The sequence below is a fragment of the Grimontia celer genome (genome assembly GCF_900055185.1).
GTDB lineage: Bacteria > Pseudomonadota > Gammaproteobacteria > Enterobacterales > Vibrionaceae > Enterovibrio > Enterovibrio celer.
Genome location: NZ_FIZX01000002.1, coordinates 1,129,378 through 1,151,567, shown reverse-complemented (window position 1 = coordinate 1,151,567; position 22,190 = coordinate 1,129,378). Strand labels below are relative to the sequence as shown.

At 48.3% G+C, this 22,190-nt stretch carries 26 protein-coding genes; 17 read left to right on the top strand and 9 right to left on the bottom strand.

Features of this window, described 5'->3' with window-relative positions:
- The first annotated feature begins 8 nt into the window (after positions 1-8).
- Genes urtE through ureG form a run of 9 tightly spaced genes read left to right on the top strand, consistent with a single transcriptional unit; the run spans position 9 to position 6,017 of the window.
- Positions 9-704 (top strand): urea ABC transporter ATP-binding subunit UrtE, encoded by a 696-nt coding sequence (gene urtE, locus GCE9029_RS15425; protein WP_062664483.1) that lies wholly within the window; start codon positions 9-11, stop codon positions 702-704.
- A 10-nt stretch (positions 705-714) separates the two neighbouring features.
- Complete coding sequence (locus tag GCE9029_RS15420; RefSeq protein WP_062664481.1) at positions 715-1,590, top strand: urease accessory protein UreD; 876 nt, start codon at positions 715-717, stop codon at positions 1,588-1,590.
- Between the two features lie 42 nt (positions 1,591-1,632).
- Entirely contained in the window at positions 1,633-1,935 is a 303-nt protein-coding gene (gene ureA, locus GCE9029_RS15415; RefSeq protein ID WP_002536054.1) for an urease subunit gamma, read from the top strand.
- A 9-nt stretch (positions 1,936-1,944) separates the two neighbouring features.
- Positions 1,945-2,301, top strand: coding sequence for an urease subunit beta (locus tag GCE9029_RS15410; RefSeq protein ID WP_062664479.1), 357 nt, complete (start codon positions 1,945-1,947; stop codon positions 2,299-2,301).
- Between the two features lies 1 nt (position 2,302).
- Positions 2,303-4,009: an urease subunit alpha gene (gene ureC, locus GCE9029_RS15405; protein ID WP_062664477.1), complete on the top strand. Its 1,707-nt coding sequence runs from the start codon at positions 2,303-2,305 to the stop codon at positions 4,007-4,009.
- An 8-nt stretch (positions 4,010-4,017) separates the two neighbouring features.
- Entirely contained in the window at positions 4,018-4,485 is a 468-nt protein-coding gene (gene ureE / locus GCE9029_RS15400; protein WP_062664474.1) for an urease accessory protein UreE, read from the top strand.
- 37 nt (positions 4,486-4,522) lie between these two features.
- Positions 4,523-4,714 carry a hypothetical protein gene (locus GCE9029_RS15395; RefSeq protein WP_062664472.1) on the top strand — a complete coding sequence of 64 codons (192 nt, stop codon included), beginning with the start codon at positions 4,523-4,525 and terminating at the stop codon, positions 4,712-4,714.
- A gap of 2 nt (positions 4,715-4,716) precedes the next feature.
- A complete protein-coding gene (locus GCE9029_RS15390) occupies positions 4,717-5,385 on the top strand; it encodes an urease accessory protein UreF (protein WP_062664470.1) in 669 nt (222 codons plus the stop codon).
- Positions 5,386-5,396: 11 nt separating this feature from the next.
- Positions 5,397-6,017, top strand: a complete 621-nt coding sequence (gene ureG / locus GCE9029_RS15385; RefSeq protein WP_062664468.1) for an urease accessory protein UreG — start codon at positions 5,397-5,399, stop codon at positions 6,015-6,017.
- 24 nt (positions 6,018-6,041) lie between these two features.
- Here the strand turns inward: ureG and GCE9029_RS15380 are convergent, their stop codons facing one another.
- The gene (locus tag GCE9029_RS15380) at positions 6,042-6,569 is read right to left on the bottom strand and encodes an NADPH-dependent FMN reductase (RefSeq protein ID WP_062664466.1); all 528 of its coding nucleotides are present in this window, start codon (positions 6,567-6,569) and stop codon (positions 6,042-6,044) included.
- A 200-nt stretch (positions 6,570-6,769) separates the two neighbouring features.
- On the opposite strand from GCE9029_RS15380, the gene GCE9029_RS15375 reads away from it, so the two are divergent.
- Positions 6,770-7,666 (top strand): LysR family transcriptional regulator, encoded by an 897-nt coding sequence (locus tag GCE9029_RS15375; RefSeq protein ID WP_062664464.1) that lies wholly within the window; start codon positions 6,770-6,772, stop codon positions 7,664-7,666.
- Between the two features lie 53 nt (positions 7,667-7,719).
- On the opposite strand, the gene GCE9029_RS15370 is transcribed toward GCE9029_RS15375, so the two are convergent.
- The 3 genes from GCE9029_RS15370 to GCE9029_RS26935 all read right to left on the bottom strand — a co-directional run bounded on the left by GCE9029_RS15370 (position 7,720) and on the right by GCE9029_RS26935 (position 10,261).
- Positions 7,720-8,670, bottom strand: coding sequence for a TDT family transporter (locus tag GCE9029_RS15370; RefSeq protein ID WP_062664462.1), 951 nt, complete (start codon positions 8,668-8,670; stop codon positions 7,720-7,722).
- Positions 8,671-9,250: 580 nt separating this feature from the next.
- Complete coding sequence (locus tag GCE9029_RS15365) at positions 9,251-9,682, bottom strand: RNA-binding S4 domain-containing protein (RefSeq protein ID WP_062664460.1); 432 nt, start codon at positions 9,680-9,682, stop codon at positions 9,251-9,253.
- Between the two features lie 456 nt (positions 9,683-10,138).
- Complete coding sequence (locus tag GCE9029_RS26935; protein ID WP_269449277.1) at positions 10,139-10,261, bottom strand: hypothetical protein; 123 nt, start codon at positions 10,259-10,261, stop codon at positions 10,139-10,141.
- A gap of 210 nt (positions 10,262-10,471) precedes the next feature.
- On the opposite strand from GCE9029_RS26935, the gene GCE9029_RS15360 reads away from it, so the two are divergent.
- The 6 genes from GCE9029_RS15360 (at position 10,472) to GCE9029_RS15335 (ending at position 15,991) form a co-directional block, all read left to right on the top strand.
- Complete coding sequence (locus GCE9029_RS15360; RefSeq protein ID WP_062664458.1) at positions 10,472-10,771, top strand: DUF6916 family protein; 300 nt, start codon at positions 10,472-10,474, stop codon at positions 10,769-10,771.
- 123 nt (positions 10,772-10,894) lie between these two features.
- The gene (modA, locus tag GCE9029_RS15355; protein ID WP_062664456.1) at positions 10,895-11,665 is read left to right on the top strand and encodes a molybdate ABC transporter substrate-binding protein; all 771 of its coding nucleotides are present in this window, start codon (positions 10,895-10,897) and stop codon (positions 11,663-11,665) included.
- A 6-nt stretch (positions 11,666-11,671) separates the two neighbouring features.
- The gene (modB, locus tag GCE9029_RS15350; RefSeq protein WP_062664455.1) at positions 11,672-12,364 is read left to right on the top strand and encodes a molybdate ABC transporter permease subunit; all 693 of its coding nucleotides are present in this window, start codon (positions 11,672-11,674) and stop codon (positions 12,362-12,364) included.
- Positions 12,361-13,467 (top strand): molybdenum ABC transporter ATP-binding protein ModC, encoded by a 1,107-nt coding sequence (modC, locus tag GCE9029_RS15345; RefSeq protein ID WP_062664454.1) that lies wholly within the window; start codon positions 12,361-12,363, stop codon positions 13,465-13,467. Before modB ends, modC begins: the two co-directional genes overlap by 4 nt.
- 249 nt (positions 13,468-13,716) lie before the next feature.
- Complete coding sequence (locus tag GCE9029_RS15340) at positions 13,717-14,148, top strand: hypothetical protein (protein WP_062664452.1); 432 nt, start codon at positions 13,717-13,719, stop codon at positions 14,146-14,148.
- A gap of 307 nt (positions 14,149-14,455) precedes the next feature.
- The gene (locus GCE9029_RS15335) at positions 14,456-15,991 is read left to right on the top strand and encodes a BCCT family transporter (RefSeq protein ID WP_062664450.1); all 1,536 of its coding nucleotides are present in this window, start codon (positions 14,456-14,458) and stop codon (positions 15,989-15,991) included.
- Positions 15,992-16,009: 18 nt separating this feature from the next.
- On the opposite strand, the gene GCE9029_RS15330 is transcribed toward GCE9029_RS15335, so the two are convergent.
- The 4 genes from GCE9029_RS15330 to GCE9029_RS15315 are packed head-to-tail and all read right to left on the bottom strand — an operon-like array spanning position 16,010 to position 20,341.
- Positions 16,010-16,618, bottom strand: coding sequence for a nucleotidyltransferase family protein (locus GCE9029_RS15330; RefSeq protein ID WP_062664448.1), 609 nt, complete (start codon positions 16,616-16,618; stop codon positions 16,010-16,012).
- A 2-nt stretch (positions 16,619-16,620) separates the two neighbouring features.
- Positions 16,621-17,643, bottom strand: coding sequence for an XdhC family protein (locus tag GCE9029_RS15325; RefSeq protein ID WP_062664446.1), 1,023 nt, complete (start codon positions 17,641-17,643; stop codon positions 16,621-16,623).
- Positions 17,644-17,667: 24 nt separating this feature from the next.
- Complete coding sequence (locus GCE9029_RS15320; protein ID WP_062664444.1) at positions 17,668-19,872, bottom strand: xanthine dehydrogenase family protein molybdopterin-binding subunit; 2,205 nt, start codon at positions 19,870-19,872, stop codon at positions 17,668-17,670.
- 4 nt (positions 19,873-19,876) lie between these two features.
- A complete protein-coding gene (locus GCE9029_RS15315) occupies positions 19,877-20,341 on the bottom strand; it encodes a (2Fe-2S)-binding protein (protein ID WP_062664442.1) in 465 nt (154 codons plus the stop codon).
- A 226-nt stretch (positions 20,342-20,567) separates the two neighbouring features.
- Here GCE9029_RS15315 and GCE9029_RS15310 point away from each other — a divergent pair, with 226 nt between their 5' ends.
- Positions 20,568-21,455 carry an AraC family transcriptional regulator gene (locus GCE9029_RS15310; RefSeq protein WP_062664440.1) on the top strand — a complete coding sequence of 296 codons (888 nt, stop codon included), beginning with the start codon at positions 20,568-20,570 and terminating at the stop codon, positions 21,453-21,455.
- A 44-nt stretch (positions 21,456-21,499) separates the two neighbouring features.
- On the opposite strand, the gene GCE9029_RS15305 is transcribed toward GCE9029_RS15310, so the two are convergent.
- A complete protein-coding gene (locus GCE9029_RS15305) occupies positions 21,500-22,051 on the bottom strand; it encodes a hypothetical protein (protein WP_062664439.1) in 552 nt (183 codons plus the stop codon).
- Positions 22,052-22,190: the final 139 nt, after the last annotated feature.

Sequence of the window (22,190 nt, the reverse complement as noted above, 5' to 3'; positions counted from 1 at the left end):
AGAGCTTAATGCTGACAGTAAATGGATTAAATCAGCGTTACGGAGAGAGTCAGACACTCTGGGATCTTTCTATTGAAGCGCCAAAAGGACAATGCACCGTGGTGATGGGACGCAATGGTGTAGGAAAAACCACCTTGCTGCAAAGCATCATGGGGCTGTTGAAAGTTGATACCGGCCAAATCCTGATGGAAGGTAGTGACCTTGCCCCGCGCCGCGCGGAAGACAGACCGCGGGCGGGTGTGGGTTATGTACCGCAGGGTCGTCAGGTCTTCCCACGACTAACCGTCGAGGAAAATCTGGAAATCGGCCTGCCAATTCGCCCGAAGAACGACAGGAAAATCCCGGATTACATCTATGAGTTGTTCCCTGTTCTGGCGGAAATGAAGCGTCGCTTTGGCGGGGATCTATCCGGTGGTCAGCAACAGCAATTGGCAATTGCCCGCGCTTTGGTGATCGACCCCAAACTGTTGCTGTTGGATGAGCCAACAGAAGGGATTCAGCCAAACATCGTGCAGGAAATTGGCGACATCATCTGCAAGCTCAATCAGGAGATGGGCCTCACTGTCATTCTTGTTGAGCAGAAGCTGCCATTTGCGCGAAAAGTCGGCGATAGATTCTGTTTGCTTGATCGCGGAAGAAGCGTTGCCAGCGGTGAAATGGATGAGCTTTCTGACGATCTGATTCGACAGTATCTGACGGTGTAGGAGTGATTGCATGGCACAAACGCTCTCTGATGTTTATGAAAGCAATGTCCTGAACACCCAGTCTCACGGCCGATGGGAAGCGGAGCTTCGCCTCGGTTATCAGCACAACGGTACCCGAACGGTATTGCGTGATTGCCTGCACCGTGGCCCTTTGGCGGTGCAGCGCGCTTTGTATCCGGAAGGCGGCGTTTGCCATAGCCATTTGTTGCATCCGCCGGGTGGTGTGGTGGGTGGCGATAGCCTGAATGTGTTTGTCGAGGCCAAAGACGGCGCAGAAGCATTAATTACCACCCCCGGCGCAACCCGTTTTTATCGCTCTGATGGTCGTGTCGCGACGTTAAACCAATCGCTGAAAGTGGGTGAAGACAGCCGTCTTGAGTGGCTGCCGCTGGAAAACATTGCGTTTCCGAATGCCCATCTTGTCACCCGTACTGATATTCAAATTTCCTCTCATGCGCGCTTTGCTGGCTGGGAAATTTGGACTCTGGGACAGCCTGTTTCCAACCAAGCCTTCGATAAAGGCATGATTGATGGAATGACCACGATTTCCATCGACGACAAGCTCGTTCTCTGCGAGCGCCTGCGCGTCAATCCAGCCACGTTACAACACTCTGCCGCGGCGCTTCGTGGCTATCCCGTTGTCGGTTCGATGTTCGTGCATGGGGACGCAGAGGCTTTGCCTGAGTTGCTTAAAAGCTGGTGGGCTGAACAGGACAAACCGACAGAGCTGGAGCTTGGCATTACCTATATCGACGGCTTGCTGGCTGTGCGGGCATTGGCATCAAACACAGAAACCCTGTTCCACATTCTGACGGAATGCTGGCTAAGAATTCGAAAACACTGGACCGGCACAACCCCTGATGTTCCCAGAATCTGGCGTACTTGATTTATAGCGGTATTGACCGCGAAAACTGCGAGGAGTCAACACATGGAGTTAACCCCGAGAGAAAAGGACAAGCTGCTGCTATTTACCGCTGCGTTACTTGCCGAGCGACGCAAAGAACGTGGCTTGAAGCTGAACTATCCCGAATCTGTCGCCTTGATCAGTGCCGCCATTATGGAAGGTGCGCGAGACGGTCGAACCGTGGCGGAGTTGATGGATTACGGGCGCACTATCCTGACCGTCAATGACGTGATGGAAGGGGTGCCAGAGATGATCCACGACGTGCAGGTGGAAGCGACTTTCCCTGATGGCACCAAGCTCGTTACTGTTCACGATCCGATTGTGTAGGAGGCCAAAATGAAACTAAAAACAGGTTCCTTTACGCCGGGTGAAATTCGCGCAGCAGACGGGGAGATCGAACTCAATGCAGGTCGTCCAACCGTTTCCGTTGATGTAGCAAACACAGGCGACAGGCCAGTTCAGGTCGGCTCTCACTATCACTTTTTCGAAGTGAATGACGCGCTGGTTTTTGATCGCAACATAACAAAAGGATTTCGCCTCAACATTCCTTCAGGCACGGCGGTACGTTTCGAACCAGGTCAAAGTCGCTCTGTAGAACTTGTGGCTTACGCGGGTTCTCGCGAGGTGTATGGCTTTCAAGGGCGCTGTATGGGTCCGATAGATGGTACTTCAAACAGCGATAAGGATGATTGAGATGAGTAAGAAAATATCCCGAAGCGCTTATGCAGAAATGTTCGGTCCAACCACAGGCGACTGTGTGCGTTTGGCCGACACCGAACTTTGGCTGGAAGTGGAAAAAGACTTCACGGTTTACGGCGACGAAGTGAAATTCGGCGGCGGTAAAACCATCCGCGACGGAATGGGACAAAGTCAGCGCCCGAGCAGCGAAACGCCGGACATGGTGATCACCAATGTTGTGGTACTCGATTACTGGGGCATCGTAAAAGCGGATGTGGCGGTAAAAGGTGGTCGCATTGCGGGTATAGGCAAAGCTGGTAACCCGGACATTCAGGACAATGTCGATATCATCATTGGCCCAGGTACTGAAGTGGTGGCGGGTGAAGGCCAAATCCTGACAGCGGGCGGCATTGATTCTCATATCCACTTTATCTGCCCGCAGCAAATCGATGAAGCGCTCACCTCGGGCGTGACTACCATGATCGGTGGCGGCACTGGCCCAGCGACAGGCACCAATGCGACAACTTGTACTCCGGGACCCTGGAACATTCACCGCATGCTCGAATCGTTGGATGCGTTCCCGATGAACTTCGGTTTGTTGGGTAAAGGTAACGCGAGCTTACCAGATGCGCTGGACGAGCAAATTGCGGCAGGTGCCTGTGGTTTGAAACTGCACGAAGACTGGGGCTCGACGCCAGCAGCGATTGATTGCTGTTTAAGCGTGGCGGAAGTGACCGATACTCAGGTTGCGATTCATACCGATACGCTCAACGAGTGTGGCTTTGTGGAATCGACGCTGAATGCCATTGGCGATCGCGTCATACATACCTATCACACCGAAGGGGCGGGCGGTGGTCACGCGCCGGATATCATCAAAGCGGCAGGACTCGCTAACGTGTTGCCGTCTTCAACCAACCCTACACGCCCTTACACGGTTAACACGGTGGATGAGCACCTAGACATGCTGATGGTGTGTCACCACCTTTCACCTTCAATCGCCGAAGACATCGCGTTTGCGGAATCCCGTATTCGCCGCGAAACCATTGCAGCGGAAGACATGCTCCATGACATGGGCGCTTTTTCGATGATTTCCTCAGACTCGCAAGCCATGGGACGAGTCGGTGAAGTCATCCTTCGTACCTGGCAAACCGCGCACAAGATGAAAGTACAGTTTGGTGCGTTGGAAGGCGACAGCAGTTATAGCGATAACGCGCGAATCAAACGTTATGTGGCGAAATACACCATTAACCCGGCGATTACCCATGGTGTTGCCCATGAAGTGGGCTCAATTGAAAAGGGCAAGTTGGCGGATTTGGTACTTTGGAAGCCAGCTTTCTTTGGTGTGAAACCGTCGTTGGTGATCAAAGGTGGTTTAATTGCTACCGCGCCAATGGGCGACCCAAATGGCTCTATTCCAACGCCTCAGCCTGTTCATTACCGCCCGATGTTTGGTTCTTTTGGTGCTGGCCCAGCGCAGAGTTCGCTGTTGTTTATGTCTCAGATGTCGATTGATAACGGTGTACCGGAAATGCTGGATCTGAAGAGTGGTGCAGTGGCGGTGAAAAACTGCAGAAACATCCGTAAGAAAGACATGAAGCTTAACGATTGGCAACCGACGATCGAAGTTGATCCTCAAACCTATGAGGTGCGCGCTGACGGTCAATTACTGGTTTGTCAGCCCGCTGATGTGTTGCCGATGGCGCAACGTTACTTCCTGTTCTGAGGTGAAAAATGATCGAGTTTACAGAAATCATCAAAGCATCGGATGTCAGGGACAGTGATATCACCGAGTTGGCGACCATTCACCTGGGCATTGATTCAAGAATAAAAAGCCGTATCCGTGTCACGTTGGATAACGGCAGTGAGGCTGGGTTGTTTCTTCCTCGTGGGCAAACGCTTCGCGGTGGTGATGTGTTGGTATCAACCTGCGGCCACCAAGTTCGTGTTATCGCGGCAGAGGAAAAAGTATCAACCGTACATGCTGAAGATGGCGTTTTATTGGCAAGACTCGCTTATCACTTGGGTAACCGCCATGTGCCGCTGCAAGTGGGTGATTGGTGGGTACGTTATCAGCATGACCACGTTTTAGACGAAATGGTGGGATTACTCGGAGGCCGTGTGGTGGTCGAAATGGCCCCTTTTGAGCCAGAAGCGGGCGCTTATGGCGGCCACTCATCCGGTCATCACCATCATCATTGATTTTAGATTTAATACATTCAGTCAAGGAGACAGGACTATGAAGAAATTACTTATCGCTGTGTTGGCATTGCCATTTCCCGCGTTTGCACACATCACTGGCGAACCACACGCTGAGACGCCGCATCATATTTTGGCCACCGCGCAGGCACACCCATTTGAAACTGTATTAATGCTGGTGGCTGCGGCGGGGATTGGCTACATGATTCACCGCATGTTCAACGGCCGCTAGTCATGCAATCCGATTATCGTCTGTTTCAACTTATTAGTCCTTCTTTGCCAGTGGGGGCGTTTAGCTACTCACAAGGATTGGAGTGGGCGATAGAAACAGGCTGGGTCGACAGTGAATCTGCATTGAAGGACTGGCTGGTGAGCTTGGCGACAGACAGTTTGCAACAGCTTGAATTGCCCGTGCTTCGCCGTGTTTTCGCTGCACTGAAGTCAGATGATGTTGTGACGGCAAATCATTGGTGTGACTGGCTGTATGCCAGCCGCGAAACGATGGAACTACGAACGGAAGAGCTTCAGCGCGGACGCACCATGGTGAAGCTGTTGCAGCAGCTTGAACTGGTTGAAGCCGAAAGCCAGTTGGATGTGGTGCTGGCGAAAAGTCAGGTCGCTGGCTTTGCGTATGCCGGAATGAAATGGGGCATAGAAGAAGAAGCCCTTTGCCACGGTTATGCATGGAGCTGGTTGGAAAACTGCGTCGTAGCGGGCGTGAAAATGGTGCCGTTAGGACAAACAGCGGGACAACGTGTGTTGATGGATGTGTCTGATGCTTTGCAGGAAGTCGTCGAGGCGTCGCGTTTTATCGCTGATGAACAAGTCGGCTCTTTTGCACCTGCGCAGGCCATTGCTTCGAGCTGCCATGAAACGCAATACACGCGGCTATTCCGCTCATAAGGAGAATTAAGATGGATTATAAACAACCGCTAAGAGTCGGTGTAGGTGGCCCTGTGGGATCAGGGAAAACGGCACTTTTAGAAGTGCTATGTAAAGCCATGCGTGATTCCTATTCGGTGGCTGTCGTCACCAATGATATTTATACCCGTGAAGATCAGCGCATTCTTACCGAGGCCGAGGCTTTGCCTGCAGAGCGTATTGTTGGTGTAGAGACGGGCGGTTGTCCGCACACTGCGATTCGTGAAGATGCGTCAATGAACCTTGAGGCTGTTGAGGGATTGGCAAAGCTTCATAAAGATCTGGATTTGGTGTTTATCGAAAGCGGTGGCGATAACCTGAGTGCCACGTTTAGCCCTGAACTCGCTGATCTGACAATCTACGTGATTGATGTGGCAGAAGGCGAGAAGATCCCACGCAAAGGTGGACCGGGTATTACCCGTTCTGACTTACTGGTGATCAACAAAATCGACTTGGCACCCTACGTTGGCGCGAACCTCGATGTGATGGATTCGGACACCAAAAGAATGCGTCCGGTGAAACCTTATGTCTTTTCCAACCTGAAAGAAGGCGTGGGGCTGGCGGAAGTGATTCATTTCCTCGAGACGGAAGGAATGTTGAAAAAAGCGGGTTGATAACCCGCTTTTTCTTTATGCCGATTATGCCTTCAGGGCGCTAACGGTGGTTTTCAACGCTTCTAAAAGTTCAGGGTTACGCAGTTCCTGTTTCTCCATGTCGAAGTTATCGAAGAAGCTAGGAATAGACAGCGTGCCTTTCAAATCCACGCCGAAGAATGGCGCGGTGTTCTTCGCGAAATCCAACACAAATGCCGCGCCGCGTGGTCCAGGAGAAGTCGCTAGATACACTACAGGCTTATCCTGATACACCTTCATATCAATGCGCGATGCCCAGTCAAAAATGTTCTTATATGCAGAACTGTAAGTACCATTGTGCTCAGCCAGAGACACGATAATTGCATCTGCTTCGCCAATCTTGTTGTAGAAAGCTTTCGCTTGTTCTGGAATACCGTCGTTCGTTTCACGATCTGAGCTGTAGATGGGCATTTCGAAATCATTCAGATCCAATGTTTCTACTTCAGCGCCTTCCAGAAAGCCCGCTGCGTAAAGTGCCAGTTGTTTGTTGATAGATTGGATGCTGCTTGATGCGGCAAATGCGAGAACTTTCATAGTGACCCCTTAATAAAACCTGATTGTTCGTTAACGCCTTATCCGTAATGGGAATTCCCGCTAACGAAGAGTTCGTTTTGATGGGTTAACTTTACGTCCTTTCCGTTCGTTGATTAATGGGGTGAACGGATAAGCATTGTTTCCATATGACCTTTAATCAATTATGGTGGTAAAGATTAAGGCCAATTTGGAAACACGAAATGAACACACAACTTCTTGATGGCATGGTGGTGTTTAACGAAGTCGTTAAGTGCGGGAGTTTCACTAAAGCCGCAGACAAAATCGGGCATTCGACCTCTTACATCAGTAAGGAAATTAATAAGCTGGAAGAAAGGTTAGGTGTCCGGCTTTTACACCGTACCACGAGAACGCTCAATCTAACGGCAGAAGGCGAGATCTATCACGCACAGTGCAGACAGATAGTTGAAGATGCCGAAACGCTAGAGAGTGCGATGCTAGGACATCAAACGATTCCTAAAGGTAACCTTAAGATAAGCTGTCCGACCAATTTTGGTTTAAACACCTTGACGCCTCTGCTTATGAAGTTTTCAGAGAAGTACCCAGATGTCACCTTTGATGTTGATCTCAATGACAGGAAAGTCGATTTGGTGGCTGAAGGAATTGATGTTGCTATTCGTGCCTCTCAGTTCATGAACGATTCAAGCCTGATTAGCCGCAAGATAAAGACTTTTCAAGGCGTCACCATCGCTTCACCAGATTATTTAGCGAAGAACGGCACCCCGACGCATCCTCACGAGCTAAAAAACCATAAAGTACTCTGCTACAGCAACCTGACCAACTACGATGTTTGGCGTTACATCGAACAAGATGGCAATGTGGTCGAGGTGGAGTTGGATAGTTTCGTCACAACCAACAGTTCGCAACTGGAAGTGGCGCTATGTGTCGCGGGGCTTGGGATTACAAGAATGCCGCTGTTTAACCTGAACGGGGAATTAGAATCCGGTGAGTTGGTGGAGTTGTTTACTCATTACCAGCGAGTGAATGTAGAAATGAATTTGGTTTATCCAAGTCGAAAACACATGTCTTCTAAAGTGCGTAGCTTTATTGATTTCGTCCTCGAGGAGATTGGCGAATAGAACTAACCCTTCGCATAGGGAGGGTTAGTCGTCGTTTTCATGAGGGACTTAAACTACTTACCAAAGCCATAGTGGCGGAAGTAACAGAAGCTGACCCAACTCACCAGTAATGTTGCGACCGTTAATTCAACCAGTCCCAAACGTTCTAACCAGGTCCAATGGGGAAAGTCCTTTCCGAGCCAAAGAATCAATCTTTCCATGGCGACAGCGCTGATTACGGAAGGAAACGTCAGTGCTGCAAGCGTGGGTTGAAAAGGCTCTTTTAACAGGTCGATATAGCAGAGATAGACGAACAGCGTCATCATTATCCCCACACCCGCCAGCGCGCCAGCCAAAACCGGATCAGGCGTTGGCATGTTCACTAGATAAGCCGTAAGCGCAAGATTCACAGGTGCCGCCATGATCGCCAATACAGGACGTGAATTCCTGGGTAGGCTTTCCAAAAAGCAAAGCCGGTAAAGCACAAAAGGCAACATACAGAAATAGGCGCCGATACAAATGTGGGCGAGAAGGGCAGATTCGTTATCAAACCCCAGCTTTGGCCCTGCGAGCGTGCTACTGATTAAGCCGACGGGATAGAGAAACCAACTTGGGTAAATGTTGCACTTCTCAAACGCTTTGATCTGATGGAAAAAGAAATAGCACATCATAAAAATGTGCATTGCCATCGCGGGATACCAAACCACGGCTGCTACCCCAACATTCACTTCAGCCAGAAAATCTGCCATTAGCAAAAGCGACATAGTCATAGGCGCCATCAGGCTGCCATATAGTGGATCTCGGAGATCTTGGAAGAAACGCTTTGGCTCGAAGATGTATTTCAGCCAGACCGGTGCAATCAGCAAAATGCCGATGGTGGAGAGAATCGGTCTGGTTAAGTGTCCGGTAATGGGATGATAAAGAGACCATGCGACACCTAGCCCAAAAAATGCCATCGCCAAGGACGACTGAGCGGTAGGTATAAATCGAAATGGGGAGTGAAAAGCAGTCAATCTAACATCCATGCGCTTGTTGCAGAGTGGGCATTATACGCCTGCTGATTTCTGGTTGTGAGTGGGTATGCGAAATTTCTTTAATAATTTCAGATAATAGAACCTGAGGATTCGTATAGTTTTTCCTCAAGCCTTTTATAGCAAGGGTTTGAAGCATAATTCCTGCCGAAAAATCACCCCAAAAGACTGATATTGCCGAAAGCGGAAACCTGATCACAATCACAGAATTGCAATATAGAACCTTTTGAATGCTTACCTATACTCAAATTGCACCCAGAAATTTAGACGAATGAGGATGAGCTTTGAGCTCGAGTTCGCCGGGCAAAAGAGCGCTGGCGACGAGTTTGGGTCGCATAACAATTTGGAATGTTACACCTGTGTAGAAATACACTAAAACTGAATAAGTCCTTACAAACCGAACAGCCCATGGTTGCAAATGCACGAGGCTAGGTAGCTCAACGTAGTGAGCAAGGTAAGGCACGCTATATCTACGACAACACCACAGTATTCGATTTTCAACCTTTAGAGATAAGCAAAAAGCCACCGTTTAGGTGGCTTTTTTTCGTGTGGGGTTTCTTTGTGAAGTCGGGATTCAGAAAGAAATGCTTCTTCTGCCGTTTTCCGCACGCTCTTCGCTCTTAGGCTTCGTTTTTCCTTTTGCTGATTTTGTCGGCTTTGCTGTCGGCTTTTCGGCGGCTTGCTTATGTGCTTTTGGCTTTTTAATTGCTTGTTGTGGTTGTTGGTCTTTTGGCTTTTTCTGCTTTGGTTCAACCGGTGCAGGTGGCTTATCACAAAGCACCACGTAGAATTCTTCGTTAAACGCAATCACATCACCATCATAGATTTTGCAACGTTTACGTGTTTCTACTTCGCCATTCACGAAGACATAGCCTTCAGCGATCGCCATTTTGGCTTCACCACCGCCGCTAACGGCGTTGGCGATCTTTAATACTTTATAAAGTTCTACTGGTTGGGAAGAGACTTCGATACCCAGCGCTTCTACTTCAATTTCTTCGTGCGACATGTTCGCTACTCATTTCTTTGTGAATTGCTCGTCGGGAGTTTAGCGTAAGATTCGATACCTGTGCACTCTGAAACGCACGAATGACGTGGTATTGATAGAATTAATGATACTTTATTCAGGTGAGCTGTTGTGGTGCAGAACTGTGACCTGCGCGTCATGCACACGTTCGGAATCTCTTGAAACTTGAAAAGGGATGTAATAAAAATACTTTCGTTGTGACAAGTTCTGGAATTTTTTTCAATTTCCACTGTCATATCATTAGCTTCATCCTGCATCTACGGATGAATCTTTCATTCTTAAGAAGTGTGCTCCTTGAGGTAAACGAAAAAGGGGAGACAGCCAATAAGTTGGCAACTGCGGATGAAGTGTATTTTAAACACTCAGGAATGTAATGCGTGCGCACCTTCAATCAAGAAGGTCGGCTCATTTTAACCTGATTAAAAAAAGAGGTGTTCTCTATGAGTAATAAAGCAAGACGCCTGTGGTTTTACCATCAAAGTAAAACGCAAAAGACGCGTCCTTCAAAACTGCGTTAATCGCAAAGATACCAGAAACGCCATTCGGCGTTTCTGGTTCCAAAATCTCCTCCAAATTTCTCTCTATCCCGATTAAATCCTCGCTTTATTGATACTTGCACAGAAAAAGTGGGGCAACTGTCAGAAAATTCTATTTAAAATCAGTATCCCAACCCGTTGCTGGCTACACTTTAACCATGCCTGTTGATACACAAAAATAACGATTCAATCAGGACGCAACACAACAACTAACACGGATGTCGGGAGAGAAAAAATGAATGTATTGTCTTGGGAGAATATCTCCAAGTTAACCGGACAAACCGTTCAACTGATCGATGGTGCAGAAAACGAATACGATGTGTTGGTTGAAGCGGTGAATGAAGGCGAGAGTAACGGTACGACAAAAGATGACCGCCTTGTTGAACACTACACCATGGTTTTGCTAGGGCCGGAAGAAGCAGAATTTCCGCAGGGCAACTACCTCATTTCGCATCCATCGATGGGACAACAAATCCTTTATATGATGCAAGCCAAAGACAACCGCTACACCATTACGATTAACACTGAGGCGTAACGTTTTACGCCTCTTTTGTTCGTATACTCGCCAAGCAAGTCTTTACGTATCGCTTTGATTTCCCGTCTTGATAGATTCGTTGTTATGATATTGCCTTTCTGTCTTATGTCAGTCAGAGGTTGCATGCAACGCATTCTTCTCACTTTTTTCTCTTTCATGCTCGTATTTTCCTCACCTGCATTAGCGCGTGATGATGTTTTGGTGTTCGCGGCATCTTCAATGACGACAGCATTGAATGAAATCGTGAGTGCTTACGAAGTACAGAGCGGAAAGAAAGTGACCGTCTCTTACGCTTCTTCATCTGCATTAGCGAGGCAGCTTGCTTATGGCGCGCCTACGGATATCTATATTTCCGCTAACGAAAAGTGGATGGATTACGCGGTAGAGCAGGGCGTTGTTAGTGAAAGTGCCGTAATGCCTTGGGTTGAAAACCAGTTGGTTTTGGTTTCAGCGCAAGATGGTGCTGCGCTCCCCTCCTTAGATAGCGCAAGCCTAAACAAGATAATTGGAAATAGCAGATTGGCGATTTCCGACCCTGGCCATGTGCCAGCGGGCATCTATGCAAAAGAATCTCTGGAAACACTAGGTCTCTGGGATAGCCTGAAAAATAGACTGGCTCTTTCTAACAGTGTTAGAGCCACCTTAGCTTTGGTTGAGCGCGGTGAGGCACCTCTTGGCATTGTTTACTTTTCCGATGCCAAAGCGTCTTCTCAGGTGAGGATCATCGCTGAAATCCCTGAAAATGCTCATGCACCCATCATTTTTCCTAAAGCGCTGACCAAGGAGGCGGATGAGAATGCTGAATCGTTTTTCCGTTTTCTGGAGTCAGACGTCGCTGCAAACATTGTCGCAAACAATGGGTTTGTGGTGATGCAAACAACACAAGAGCAATAAGCACTGATGTTACTTACACCTGTTGAATGGGAAGCGCTGACGCTCAGCCTGAAAATCTCTCTTGTGGCTGTAGCTGCTAGCTTGCCACTTGGCATTGCAACTGCTTGGCTACTCGCAAGAAAGGAGTTTGCTGGTAAATCGCTGCTTGATGGCTTTATTCACCTTCCTTTGGTACTTCCGCCCGTCGTGATTGGTTATCTCTTACTGGTGGTGATGGGCCGTCGTGGTGCTGTCGGCAGCTGGCTTTATGATACCTTCGGCGTGTCGTTTTCATTCAGTTGGAAAGGGGCTGCGTTAGCATCTGCCGTCGTGGCATTTCCCCTGCTGGTTAGGGCTGTGAGGTTATCTATTGAGCTTGTCGATAAAAAGCTCGAGCAGGCTGCCCGCACATTAGGTGCATCTCCATGGCGCGTGTTTTTCACCATAACCTTGCCTTTAATCGCACCAGGTATTTTGTCTGGATTGGTTTTAGCTTTTGCCCGTAGCTTGGGTGAATTTGGCGCAACTATTACATTCGTTTCGAACATTCCCGGTGAAACCCAGACCATTCCTCTTGCGATGTTTGCCTTCCTTGAAACACCAGGAGCGGAAGAGAGTGTTGCACGTCTTTGCATTATTTCGGTCGTGATTGCGTTGATCTCATTGTTTGGCTCGGAATGGTTGAGCCGTCGGATGAAAAGGAAGATGGGGCTGTCATGATTACGCTGACGCTTAACGTTGACCATAAGCCTTTTCAACTCAGTGTGGATGAGAGTATTCCTTCATCGGGTATTACTGCCGTTTTTGGCCGTTCGGGCGCGGGTAAAACCTCTCTAATTAATGCGGTAAGTGGTTTGGTGAGGCCGCAATCGGGACGCATAGCTCTGGGTGACAAAGTGCTGTTCGATAGCGATGCCAAAATAGATCTTGCTCCTGAACACCGTCGGATTGGCTATGTGTTTCAGGAAGCCCGTTTGTTTCCTCACATGTCTGTGGAAAAGAACCTCAAATATGGCCAGCCGAAGGAAGATAAAGCTAAGTTTGGGGAAGTGATTCAGTTGCTCGGTATCGAGCATCTATTGAAGCGTCATCCTTCAGCCTTATCTGGTGGTGAGAAGCAACGCGTGGCGATAGGGCGTGCATTACTCTCTGAACCTGAGCTCCTAATCATGGATGAACCTACCGCATCGCTCGATGGCCCCCGAAGACAAGAGTTAATTCAATACCTGCTTCGTCTGGCAACGTCACTGAAAATCCCGGTGCTTTATGTCAGCCATAGTCTTGATGAGATCCTTCAGATTGCTGACAACATGCTGATCCTGAATGAAGGGCAGGTTGTGGCTAATGGCCCTTTGCATGACGTTTGGGGCTCTGCACCGATGCGACCTTGGTTATCTGCCAAAGAGCAAAGTGCGTTGGTAACAGCAAAACTGATAGGACATCACCCAACTTACGGCATGGCGCAATTGGATTTGGAAGGGGAAACAATCTGGGTAACTAAGGTAGATGATGCGGAAGGTTCTATGCTTCGACTCCGTATTTTCGCTAATGATATATCCATTGTGAAATCCCGCCCGGCTGATACCAGTATCCGGAATATTCTGCCTGCGGTTGTAGAAGAAGTTTGTCGATCTGAATGTGAGGAAAATGCATCGGGCTATTGCCAGGTCGTGTTACGAATTGGTAACCAAAGATTACTGGCGAATATAACCCAGTGGGCTGTTGATGATCTCCATTTATTGCAAGGAGATACAGTGTTTGCGCAGCTTAAGGGGGTAAGCATTACCAAGGGCGATTTGGCCCAAGAGCACAAGAATTTTTAATAATTTCTCTGCCGTTTCTGTCGCAATTTGAAGTAGAATCCCGAGTGTTTGCCGTACATCGTATTTGTCCACTGGCGCTAAATCGTTTCCGTTTGGGCAAAGTGATGTACGAGTGAAACGCTCTGGGATTGACTCTTGTATGATGAGTCGCAAAATTTCCCTTTAGATACAAGCAACAGCATAATTTTCACGAGCAGATTAGATACTCTCGTTGAGTAGATGGCTCGTGATGAGTAGTAGGAGAGATAAATGTTTGCATGGCTAACCGGCTTGTTTAAGAAAGAAAAGCTCAAGTCGACGGATTGGGTAAAAAAGCTCATGCAAGCGAATCGCACTGGCAGTTATGGAAAGTATCGTGATTACTACGACAAACACGTGACCCGAATCCACCAGTCGTACAACAAGGATTTCCAGCGATTCGAACGATTCGCCGTTCAAAACTACAAGAAGAACGATCAGAGAGCATTCATTGCTATAAAAACGGCGATGTACGCTAACAAACTTAATCAGATTAAAGTGGCCGCATGTCTGACTGCTTCTGTGATCAACTACAACAAGACCTTGGTGGAAGGGAAGCAATTGCAAATTCACCCTAGACTGCTTCGCGCTGCGACTTCGCTTCACAAACAGATTGTTGAAGCCCATGCGAGCTCTAAGACACGACCAAAAGAAAAAGCCTGAGAAATCAGGTTTTTTTATACCTATTCACCCCTATCAATCTCATCACTCCGCACCATTGTTTCATTACTCTTTTTGGGTTTCCTCCCTGATTCAACCTATTACTGATTCTCATGCATGTTTAGTACTGATAACGATTAATTGCGGTATCTTTGACGTGTAAATGAATAAAAACAGATGCTTACTGAATTTTAAGACGATACGAGTACCAGAAAATGTAACGCCAAATATTAGAGTTCAAATAAAAGTGATGGATATCACACTATGGTTTTGCTAAGGTGCCGCCCCTCACACACAATGTGAGAGCACAATGACTTTTACTTCTCTATTTAAAGCTGAAAAGCTGGTATCGACTTTAACCATTAGCTTTTTTGCCCTGTTCCTTTTAGCGGCGATGATAGACATGTCGCTTTTCTCTCAGACTATCAATGAGATGTTTGGATTCGCAGCTGAAGAGTTCGGCGCATTCTGGCAATGGTTGATGGTAGCGAATCTCGCATTGGCGCTCGTCATTGCTTTTTCCCCTTACGGAAAGATGAAGCTCGGTCATCAAAGTAAGCCGGATATCAGCGCGTTTCGCTGGATCTCGATGATCATGTGTACCTTACTGGCAGGCGGTGGTGTATTTTGGTCGGCAGCTGAACCTGTGTATCACTTCCTTTCACCTTCTCCTTCCTATTCTGGTATTGAACAGCACACCGAAGCTGCAGCGACGGCAGCCCTGAGTCAGAGCTTTCTTCATTGGGGATTTCTCGCTTGGGCGGTTTTAGGTACTTTGGCGACAATCGTTCTCATGCATGCACACTACGAAAAGGGACTGAAGCTAAGGCCCCGAGCATTGCTGTATCCCTTGTTTGGCGAGCGTTTCGAAAAGCATTGGTTCGGTGCGGTAGTAGACGCATGTTCTATTGTCGGTGTGGCTGCAGGAACCATTGGTCCAATTGGATTTCTGGCTAGCCAATTGGGTTTCAGCATTGAAGCTTTATTTGGCATTGAAAACACCATGAGTACGCAAGTGATGATTCTCATGGCGGTTGTGGCCATTTACTCGCTGTCTGCCTTTACGGGAATGGATAGGGGACTTCAGTGGCTTTCTAAACTCAATGTACTTGGCGCGTTGGCTTTGCTTCTATTTGTATTGGCATTGGGGCCGACATCTTTCATCTTCGGTTCGTTTGTCACCGCATTTGGTAGTTATCTAGAGCACTTTTCATCGATGAGTCTGGATACCGAAAAAGCAGCTTGGATGACCAACTGGACGTGGTTTTTTTGGGGATGGTTCATTGGCTTCGCGCCTATGATGGCGATTTTCATTGCGAAGATCTCTCGTGGCAGGAGTATTCGCGTGTTGATTCTGGCGGTCGCTGTTGGATCTCCGATCGTGACCAACTTCTGGTTTACTGCACTGGGCGGGACGGGCATCTTCTTTGAGTTGACCAATCCGGGCGCGATATCCGGCCCAATGGAAGGCGCGGGTTTACCCGGTGTATTGATTGCGACGCTTCAGCAGCTGCCACTGCAATATATATTGGTGCCAGCATTCCTTATTCTCACCACTACCTTTGTGGCGACAACGGGTGATTCCATGGCATATTCCATTGCTGTCGTCACGTCCGAAGATGCGGCACCATCAAAGTATCAGCGACTGTTTTGGGCGGTGATGTTGGGTGTGGTTGCAGCAGTATTGCTAACAGCTGGAAACGGTGGCTTGGCAGCATTACAGTCATTTATAGTGATTACAGCAGTGCCAGTTTCGTTGTTGATAGCCACGACACTGATTTCTGCGCCAGTGGCGTTGAAGGGCATGTCAGCCGCTAAAGTCACGCATCAGGAAGCGATAGTTTAAGAATTCCATGTGGCGTCGTTACCAAAGCGACGCCATATGATTCAGGTAGTGAACGTAGTTTTCCAGGTCTTCCTGAGTGTCGATATCTATGTTGCACTGATCAATAGCAACCACATTCACCACATGTTTGCCATTGTTAAGCAGGTGCTTAGCGCCTGCATCTCCTTTCAACGTTTTAAGCTCTTCAAACATGGTTTTCGATGCAATTGCTGGCACGCCCACTGTATCGTGATACTGGCAACAAACTGCATCGTTAATGTGTTCGATAAAAACTTTCCAAAGTAGTTCGACGTTGTCACTGCTTACTGCAGGTTGATCGGCAAGCATAAATAAAATGGCATCATAGTCGTTCTCAAGCTTCTCTGTCACCGAAGATATAACGCTGCCAATTCCTTCTTTCCAGCAGTCGATATATAAGATTTCTGCTGGCCAATCGTTGTCTTTGCAGGCAGCTTCGAGTTCCTTATGCCAGAACCCTGTTGTGATGAATATGTCCTGAGTTACAGGAACCGCTGCGTTGATAGGGAAGCTGATGAGCGGAGAGCCATTGATTTCAGCCAGCGCTTTGCATTCGCGAAAACGTGAAGCGCGGCCGGCAGCGAGTATCACTGCGGCAAGTTTTATCATTCTTATACTATTCCACTGAAAGATTTGGCGTTTGAATCATTAAGTGCCGCCATACATTCTGACAGAATAGAAAGTCCAATCCCTTCTGGCAATGCTGCACCCAGTTGCAACCCTGCTGGTCCTGCAAGTTTGCACGGTAATTGTGATTCCTGTAACTCTGCGGTTTGCAGAACATCTTCTTTTCTATGTGTTGGGCCAAGTAGGGCAAGATAACGTAAACGCGTATCCGTGAGCGATTTCAATACGGAGGCGTCGAGAGAAACACTGTGCGTCATTACTACTGCAGCATCGACATGCTTTTCGTTGCAGAAATAACCCAAGGTCTCTGCCTGTTCTCGCAGGATGTAATGCGCGGTTTGAAAGTAATCGCGTCTTGCATTTGCTGGGCGGGGGTCCCAAAGCGTGACGCGCCAACCTAATTGATGAGCAAGGGAAACTATCGGCCTAGCATCAAACCCTCCTCCACAAACGAGAAGGTGAGTAGGGGGTTGAATGAAGGTTTTCAGCCAGCGCTGATCGCCTTCATCAAGTCGTTCACCAATGGTGTTTCTATCAGCCTCTAGCTGGTGAGTCTTCTCTGAGGGGATATAGTTCGCCTCTATTTCAGCACTTTTCGTGACGATGCGCTGATAGTAGAAGCCGGATCTTCTTTGTTCCAACTGGGCATGAATAACATCGAGGCTTAAGTAGCCGTTATCCGCATGGATTGGCTGCAGCATGATATGAACGGTGCCGCCACAGCCAATACCAAGTTGGAAAGACAAATCGTCTTCATCCTGGCTGTCATAAGTCAACGTGCAGGCCTCACCTGTCATCATCACCTTTTTTGCATGGCGTTGGATGTCTGATTCCAGACAACCACCGCTAAGCATACCGAGTTGTTGACCCAAACTACTGAAAAGCATCATTGCACCGGCTTTTCGGTAACAAGGTCCCTCCGTTTCATAAACAGTACCGAGTACCCACTCGGCATTGTCTCTTTCCGGATACCACTCGTTTAGCAAATAGTGTAGGTGGTTTGCCATTATCCTTCCTTGATGACGTTGAGGTTAAGACAGCTTCATTGGTAGATCGTGTAATCGCTGGCCAGTTGCAGCAAACACGGCGTTTGCGACAGCGGGGGCGATAGGTGGTGTACCAGGTTCACCAACACCGGTTGGTGATTCTGCAGACGGCACAATGTGCACCTCAATCTCTGGCATCTGCATTTCTCTCAGTACCAGATAGTCATGGAAGTTTGACTGCACTGTTGCGCCATCCTGGAGTGTTATTTCGCTGACAAGCGCAGGTGACAGACCAAAACCAATACCGCCTTGCATCTGGGTTTTAATGATGTCCGGGTTGATAGCAACACCACAATCAACGGCACAAACGACCTTGTCGACAGTGATTTGGCCATTTTCGACGGTGACTTCGACAACCTGAGCAACAAAGGTGCGGAACGACTCATGAACCGCAATGCCGCGGCCTTTACCTTTCGGTAGTGGTTTGCCCCAGTCTGACTTTTCAACGGCCAGATTCAGAACACCAAGATGTCGTGGATGGTTTTTTAGCAGACCTCGTCGCATTTCAACGGGGTCTTTACCAGCTTTGTGGGCCAGTTCATCAAGGAAGGCTTCCGTTGAAAACGCGGTGTGGGTGTGACCCACTGAGCGCCACCACAAAACAGGAACAGGTTGCTGAACGGTATGCAGTTCAACGGCTAAGTTGGGAATAGCATAAGGCAGGGTAGAGGCACCTTCGACCGAAGATGAGTCAACTCCATCTTTCACCATGAAGTCCTCAAATGCGGTACCTGCAGCGATCGATTGCCCAACAATACGTTGTTCCCATGCAGTGATGTTGCCTTCATCGTCGACGGCACCACGGATTTTGTGAATGTACATTGGGCGGTAATAACCCGCGCGCATGTCATCTTCACGCGTCCATACCAATTTTACTGGCACACCCGGCTGCGTTTTGGCAATCATTGTCGCTTCAACAACGTAATCTGCTTGTGGGTTGGCTCGACGTCCGAAGCTACCCCCAGCAAACAAGGTGTTGATGGTCACATTCTCCGGCTTGATACCAAGGACGGTAGCTACGGCAAACTGATCGATGGTTTGAATCTGGGCGCCATACCAAAGTTCAGCTTTACCATCGCCGGCCAGAACCACACAGTTCATAGGTTCCATTGGTGAATGGGAAAGATAAGGGAAATAGTAAGTCGCCTCGACAACGTTTTCGGCGATTTCGAGAACTTTACCTGCTTCGCCATCGTTGCGGGCGGCAAGGCCGGGTGTTTGGGCAAGTGCCGTGTATTCAGTTTTCAGCTGTTCAGTGTTCTTTGTGAACTCAGAGCGATCCCATTCTATCGACAATTTGTCGCGTCCCGTTTTGGCGCTCCAGAAGTCTTTCGCTACAACCGCAATACCCGTCGGGATCTGGACAACATCGACAACACCCGGTGACTGCTTGGCAGCAGTGGCATCAAACGAAACGACTTTTGCACCAAACGCTGGTGGATGAGCCACTAACGCGGTCAGCATACCGTCAAGTTGTACGTCCTGTGTGAAGGTCGCGGTGCCGTTGCTTTTGCCTTTATCTTTGCGTGCTGTTCCCGTTCTACCGATGATGGTGAACTGTTCTGGCGTTTTTAATACAACTTGATCATCTGCAGGCACTGATTGAAGTGCGGCGAGCTCAGCCATCTCACCGTAGCTGGCTGACTTTGCAGTACCGGAATGGGAGAGGGTGCTGTTGCTCGCTGTGATTTCTGCCGCAGGGACTTCCCACACTTTGGCGGCAGCGTTCACCAGCATTGTCTTGGCTTTTGCGCCCGCCATGCGAAGCTGCATAAAGGAGTTTGCGATAGCGGTACTACCGCCTGTACCTTGTACGGGGCCAAATAGCAGGTTGTTATATTCGTTGGCGTTTGCAGGAGCAGCCTCTGTGGTGACTTTGCTCCAATCTGCATCGAGTTCGTCAGCGGCAATGGTTGCCAAGCCCGTCGTCACGCCTTGGCCCATGTCCAAGTGTTTAATCATGATAGTGACTGAGTCATCTGAACCGACACGCACAAAAGCGTTGGGTTCAAAAGGCTTACCCGCTGTTTCGCTGGCACCGGCTGCAACAGAAGGAAGATGAACACCTAAGGTTAATCCAGCACCGGCTGTCGACATGAGCTTAATGAAGTTACGGCGGCTGGTTCCCACCTGTTTAGTATTTTTGAGGAAAGCCTCTTCAGGCACATAACCGTTCAGAAAATCGCGCATGGTTCTATCCCTGTCTCAGTTCAGTGGCTGCTTGCTTGATTGCTTCACGAATACGGACATAGGTTGCACAGCGGCAGATGTTTCCGTTCATGGCTGCATCAATGTCTGCGTCGGAAGGGGATGGATTGCTGGCAAGTAGTGCGCTGGCAGCCATGATCTGGCCTGATTGGCAGTACCCACATTGCGGTACTTGAATCTCTTCCCATGCAGCTTGAATGGCTTTAGAAGCCTTTGACTCAATACCTTCAATAGTAGTGATTTTCTGCCCTGCAACAGCAGACACTGGTGTGACACAAGAACGAATGGGTTGACCACCCATGTGAACAGTACACGCGCCACATTGTGCAAGGCCGCACCCGAACTTAGTGCCTGTTAAGTTGAGGTTGTCACGAATAGCCCAAAGTAAAGGGGTGTCCGCGGGTACATCGAGCTCAAAGTCCTGTCCGTTAATATTCACGGATACGCTCATGGTAGTCTCCTTTCGTACATAGAACGGCAGCGTATTTGGCTTCAACACACGCAACTGTGGTCATTAGCCTTTATTTACTATGTATTCAATTTATGGCTAATGTTATCGAGATGTTCCAGAACTCTTGCCTATTACTCCGGAATTCATGAGGTGTATCATTCTAACTGCTTATTTAGTGTCATAATCCTACGGTCATGTAGACAATGTTTAGCAAAAGGTTAATAAAATGGAATTTGTCTCAGCACTTGCAAAGCAAGTGTTTGAAAAAGTGAAGGGTGAGTGTGGTCAACCGTCTGAAATAGAGGGTTTAAAGCTTTATGCGAGCTTAGAGAAGGTTGATCTGATGCCAATAGTGCTCCAGCCTTCAATTTGCTTTGTGTTGCAAGCAGAAAAGCACGTCTCCACAGGAAAGCAAACCTTTGTCTACAGCGAAGATACCTACCTAATTAATTCTGTTACACGGCCCGTAGAAGCAAGCCTTTTAGATGTTAGCCAAGAGAGGCCTTATGTGGGTTTCAGTCTGGCGATAGACCAGCAAATGGTCGGCCAGTTGATGATGGAAATGTCGCCTTGGCAGCAGGAAGCCTCTTCACATCCTCAGCGAGATTTTACTCAATCAACAAAAATGACCCCAGCGATCGAGAATGTTGTGACAAGGCTGTTGGGCTTGCTGGATAACCCAATGGATCGCGACATTCTGGCACCCTCAATATTCAGGGAACTCTACTATGAGGTACTGAAAGGACCTGGTGGTGGATTGTTGAGAAACTGTGTGAGTAACCATGCGGGGGCAAATCGAATTGCACCGGTTGTTCACTACATTGAGCAAAACTTTGAGCGAAATTTGGCGATTGAAGAGATTGCGAACGTTGCGGGAATGAGTGCTTCGACGCTTCATGAGCATTTTAAGCAAGTTACGACAGTTTCACCTATGCAGTATGTGAAATCACTTAGGCTGCATAAAGCGAGATCGATGCTTTCTTCAGGGTATCAAGTGGCGGAGGTTTGCTATGAGGTGGGATATAGCAGTCCGTCTCAGTTCAGCCGCGAGTTTAAGCGCTATTTTGGTTTTACTCCAAGCGAAGCACGTTCTTTAGTTTCAACCATCGAATAAAAAAGCGGACACTCTGCCCGCTTTGATTTGACGTAAATTTAAGATTAAAAATTAAAAAGTACGTCGAAATAGAATTGCTCTTTGTAGAGGCCATTAGCCCGATACGTCGCGCCGACAGAAAGGATATCTGTTGAGTGAAAGCGGCCCCCTAGCTCGACGACAGAGCGTGTATCGTCTGAGTCAAAAGCAATCTGACCGACAAGAATGTTAGCTTCGATCTGAGGTAGGACCCATGCTTTCGCGCCAACATTGACGCCGTAAGCTAATTCGCCCCAATCGTGCTTATCATCCTCTGGGAATTTCACGGAATAGACGCGTGCGTCACCGTGAATATCGACAAAACCGTTAACAGGGGCATGGAAACCAGCGCCACCTGAAACAATCCAATCCCCTTCAAACTGACTGCTACCGTTAACAATAAAGTGCGCACCGTCCATAAAGGCCAGTCGGCCTGTCGCGCCGAGTCCAGAAGGGTTACCAGTAAATCCGACTTCTAAATTGGTGTAGCTAAAATTGGTCGCCATAGCGGCTGATGAAGTCAGAGTAAGGGCGGTAACAATCGTCTTGATAGCACATGATTTTTTTAAATTTTTCACAGCGTTCCTTGCAGCAAGCGTTATTTGCAACATAGCTTTGAGTGTATGGCTACCTGTGCGAAAACTTTAGTGACGATGCAAATAACTTTGACCGCGATTACAAAGAATTTGCTGCTGAACGATGGCGCTAGCATTTTTT

What these genes read in the sequence shown, in the direction of transcription:
- GCE9029_RS15360 (WP_062664458.1), top strand. Translation starts at nt 10,472, where the DNA reads ATGAATGTATTGTCTTGGGAGAATATCTCCAAGTTAACCGGACAAACC.
- GCE9029_RS15370 (WP_062664462.1), bottom strand. Translation starts at nt 8,670, where the DNA reads ATGGATGTTAGATTGACTGCTTTTCACTCCCCATTTCGATTTATACCT.
- modC (WP_062664454.1), top strand. Translation starts at nt 12,361, where the DNA reads ATGATTACGCTGACGCTTAACGTTGACCATAAGCCTTTTCAACTCAGT.
- GCE9029_RS15380 (WP_062664466.1), bottom strand. Translation starts at nt 6,569, where the DNA reads ATGAAAGTTCTCGCATTTGCCGCATCAAGCAGCATCCAATCTATCAAC.
- GCE9029_RS15410 (WP_062664479.1), top strand. Translation starts at nt 1,945, where the DNA reads ATGAAACTAAAAACAGGTTCCTTTACGCCGGGTGAAATTCGCGCAGCA.
- GCE9029_RS15395 (WP_062664472.1), top strand. Translation starts at nt 4,523, where the DNA reads ATGAAGAAATTACTTATCGCTGTGTTGGCATTGCCATTTCCCGCGTTT.
- ureC (WP_062664477.1), top strand. Translation starts at nt 2,303, where the DNA reads ATGAGTAAGAAAATATCCCGAAGCGCTTATGCAGAAATGTTCGGTCCA.
- ureE (WP_062664474.1), top strand. Translation starts at nt 4,018, where the DNA reads ATGATCGAGTTTACAGAAATCATCAAAGCATCGGATGTCAGGGACAGT.
- GCE9029_RS15390 (WP_062664470.1), top strand. Translation starts at nt 4,717, where the DNA reads ATGCAATCCGATTATCGTCTGTTTCAACTTATTAGTCCTTCTTTGCCA.
- GCE9029_RS15420 (WP_062664481.1), top strand. Translation starts at nt 715, where the DNA reads ATGGCACAAACGCTCTCTGATGTTTATGAAAGCAATGTCCTGAACACC.
- GCE9029_RS15315 (WP_062664442.1), bottom strand. Translation starts at nt 20,341, where the DNA reads ATGAGCGTATCCGTGAATATTAACGGACAGGACTTTGAGCTCGATGTA.
- GCE9029_RS15310 (WP_062664440.1), top strand. Translation starts at nt 20,568, where the DNA reads ATGGAATTTGTCTCAGCACTTGCAAAGCAAGTGTTTGAAAAAGTGAAG.
- GCE9029_RS15320 (WP_062664444.1), bottom strand. Translation starts at nt 19,872, where the DNA reads ATGCGCGATTTTCTGAACGGTTATGTGCCTGAAGAGGCTTTCCTCAAA.
- GCE9029_RS15375 (WP_062664464.1), top strand. Translation starts at nt 6,770, where the DNA reads ATGAACACACAACTTCTTGATGGCATGGTGGTGTTTAACGAAGTCGTT.
- urtE (WP_062664483.1), top strand. Translation starts at nt 9, where the DNA reads ATGCTGACAGTAAATGGATTAAATCAGCGTTACGGAGAGAGTCAGACA.
- ureG (WP_062664468.1), top strand. Translation starts at nt 5,397, where the DNA reads ATGGATTATAAACAACCGCTAAGAGTCGGTGTAGGTGGCCCTGTGGGA.
- ureA (WP_002536054.1), top strand. Translation starts at nt 1,633, where the DNA reads ATGGAGTTAACCCCGAGAGAAAAGGACAAGCTGCTGCTATTTACCGCT.
- GCE9029_RS15365 (WP_062664460.1), bottom strand. Translation starts at nt 9,682, where the DNA reads ATGTCGCACGAAGAAATTGAAGTAGAAGCGCTGGGTATCGAAGTCTCT.
- modA (WP_062664456.1), top strand. Translation starts at nt 10,895, where the DNA reads ATGCAACGCATTCTTCTCACTTTTTTCTCTTTCATGCTCGTATTTTCC.
- GCE9029_RS15340 (WP_062664452.1), top strand. Translation starts at nt 13,717, where the DNA reads ATGTTTGCATGGCTAACCGGCTTGTTTAAGAAAGAAAAGCTCAAGTCG.
- GCE9029_RS15325 (WP_062664446.1), bottom strand. Translation starts at nt 17,643, where the DNA reads ATGGCAAACCACCTACACTATTTGCTAAACGAGTGGTATCCGGAAAGA.
- modB (WP_062664455.1), top strand. Translation starts at nt 11,672, where the DNA reads ATGTTACTTACACCTGTTGAATGGGAAGCGCTGACGCTCAGCCTGAAA.
- GCE9029_RS15330 (WP_062664448.1), bottom strand. Translation starts at nt 16,618, where the DNA reads ATGATAAAACTTGCCGCAGTGATACTCGCTGCCGGCCGCGCTTCACGT.
- GCE9029_RS15335 (WP_062664450.1), top strand. Translation starts at nt 14,456, where the DNA reads ATGACTTTTACTTCTCTATTTAAAGCTGAAAAGCTGGTATCGACTTTA.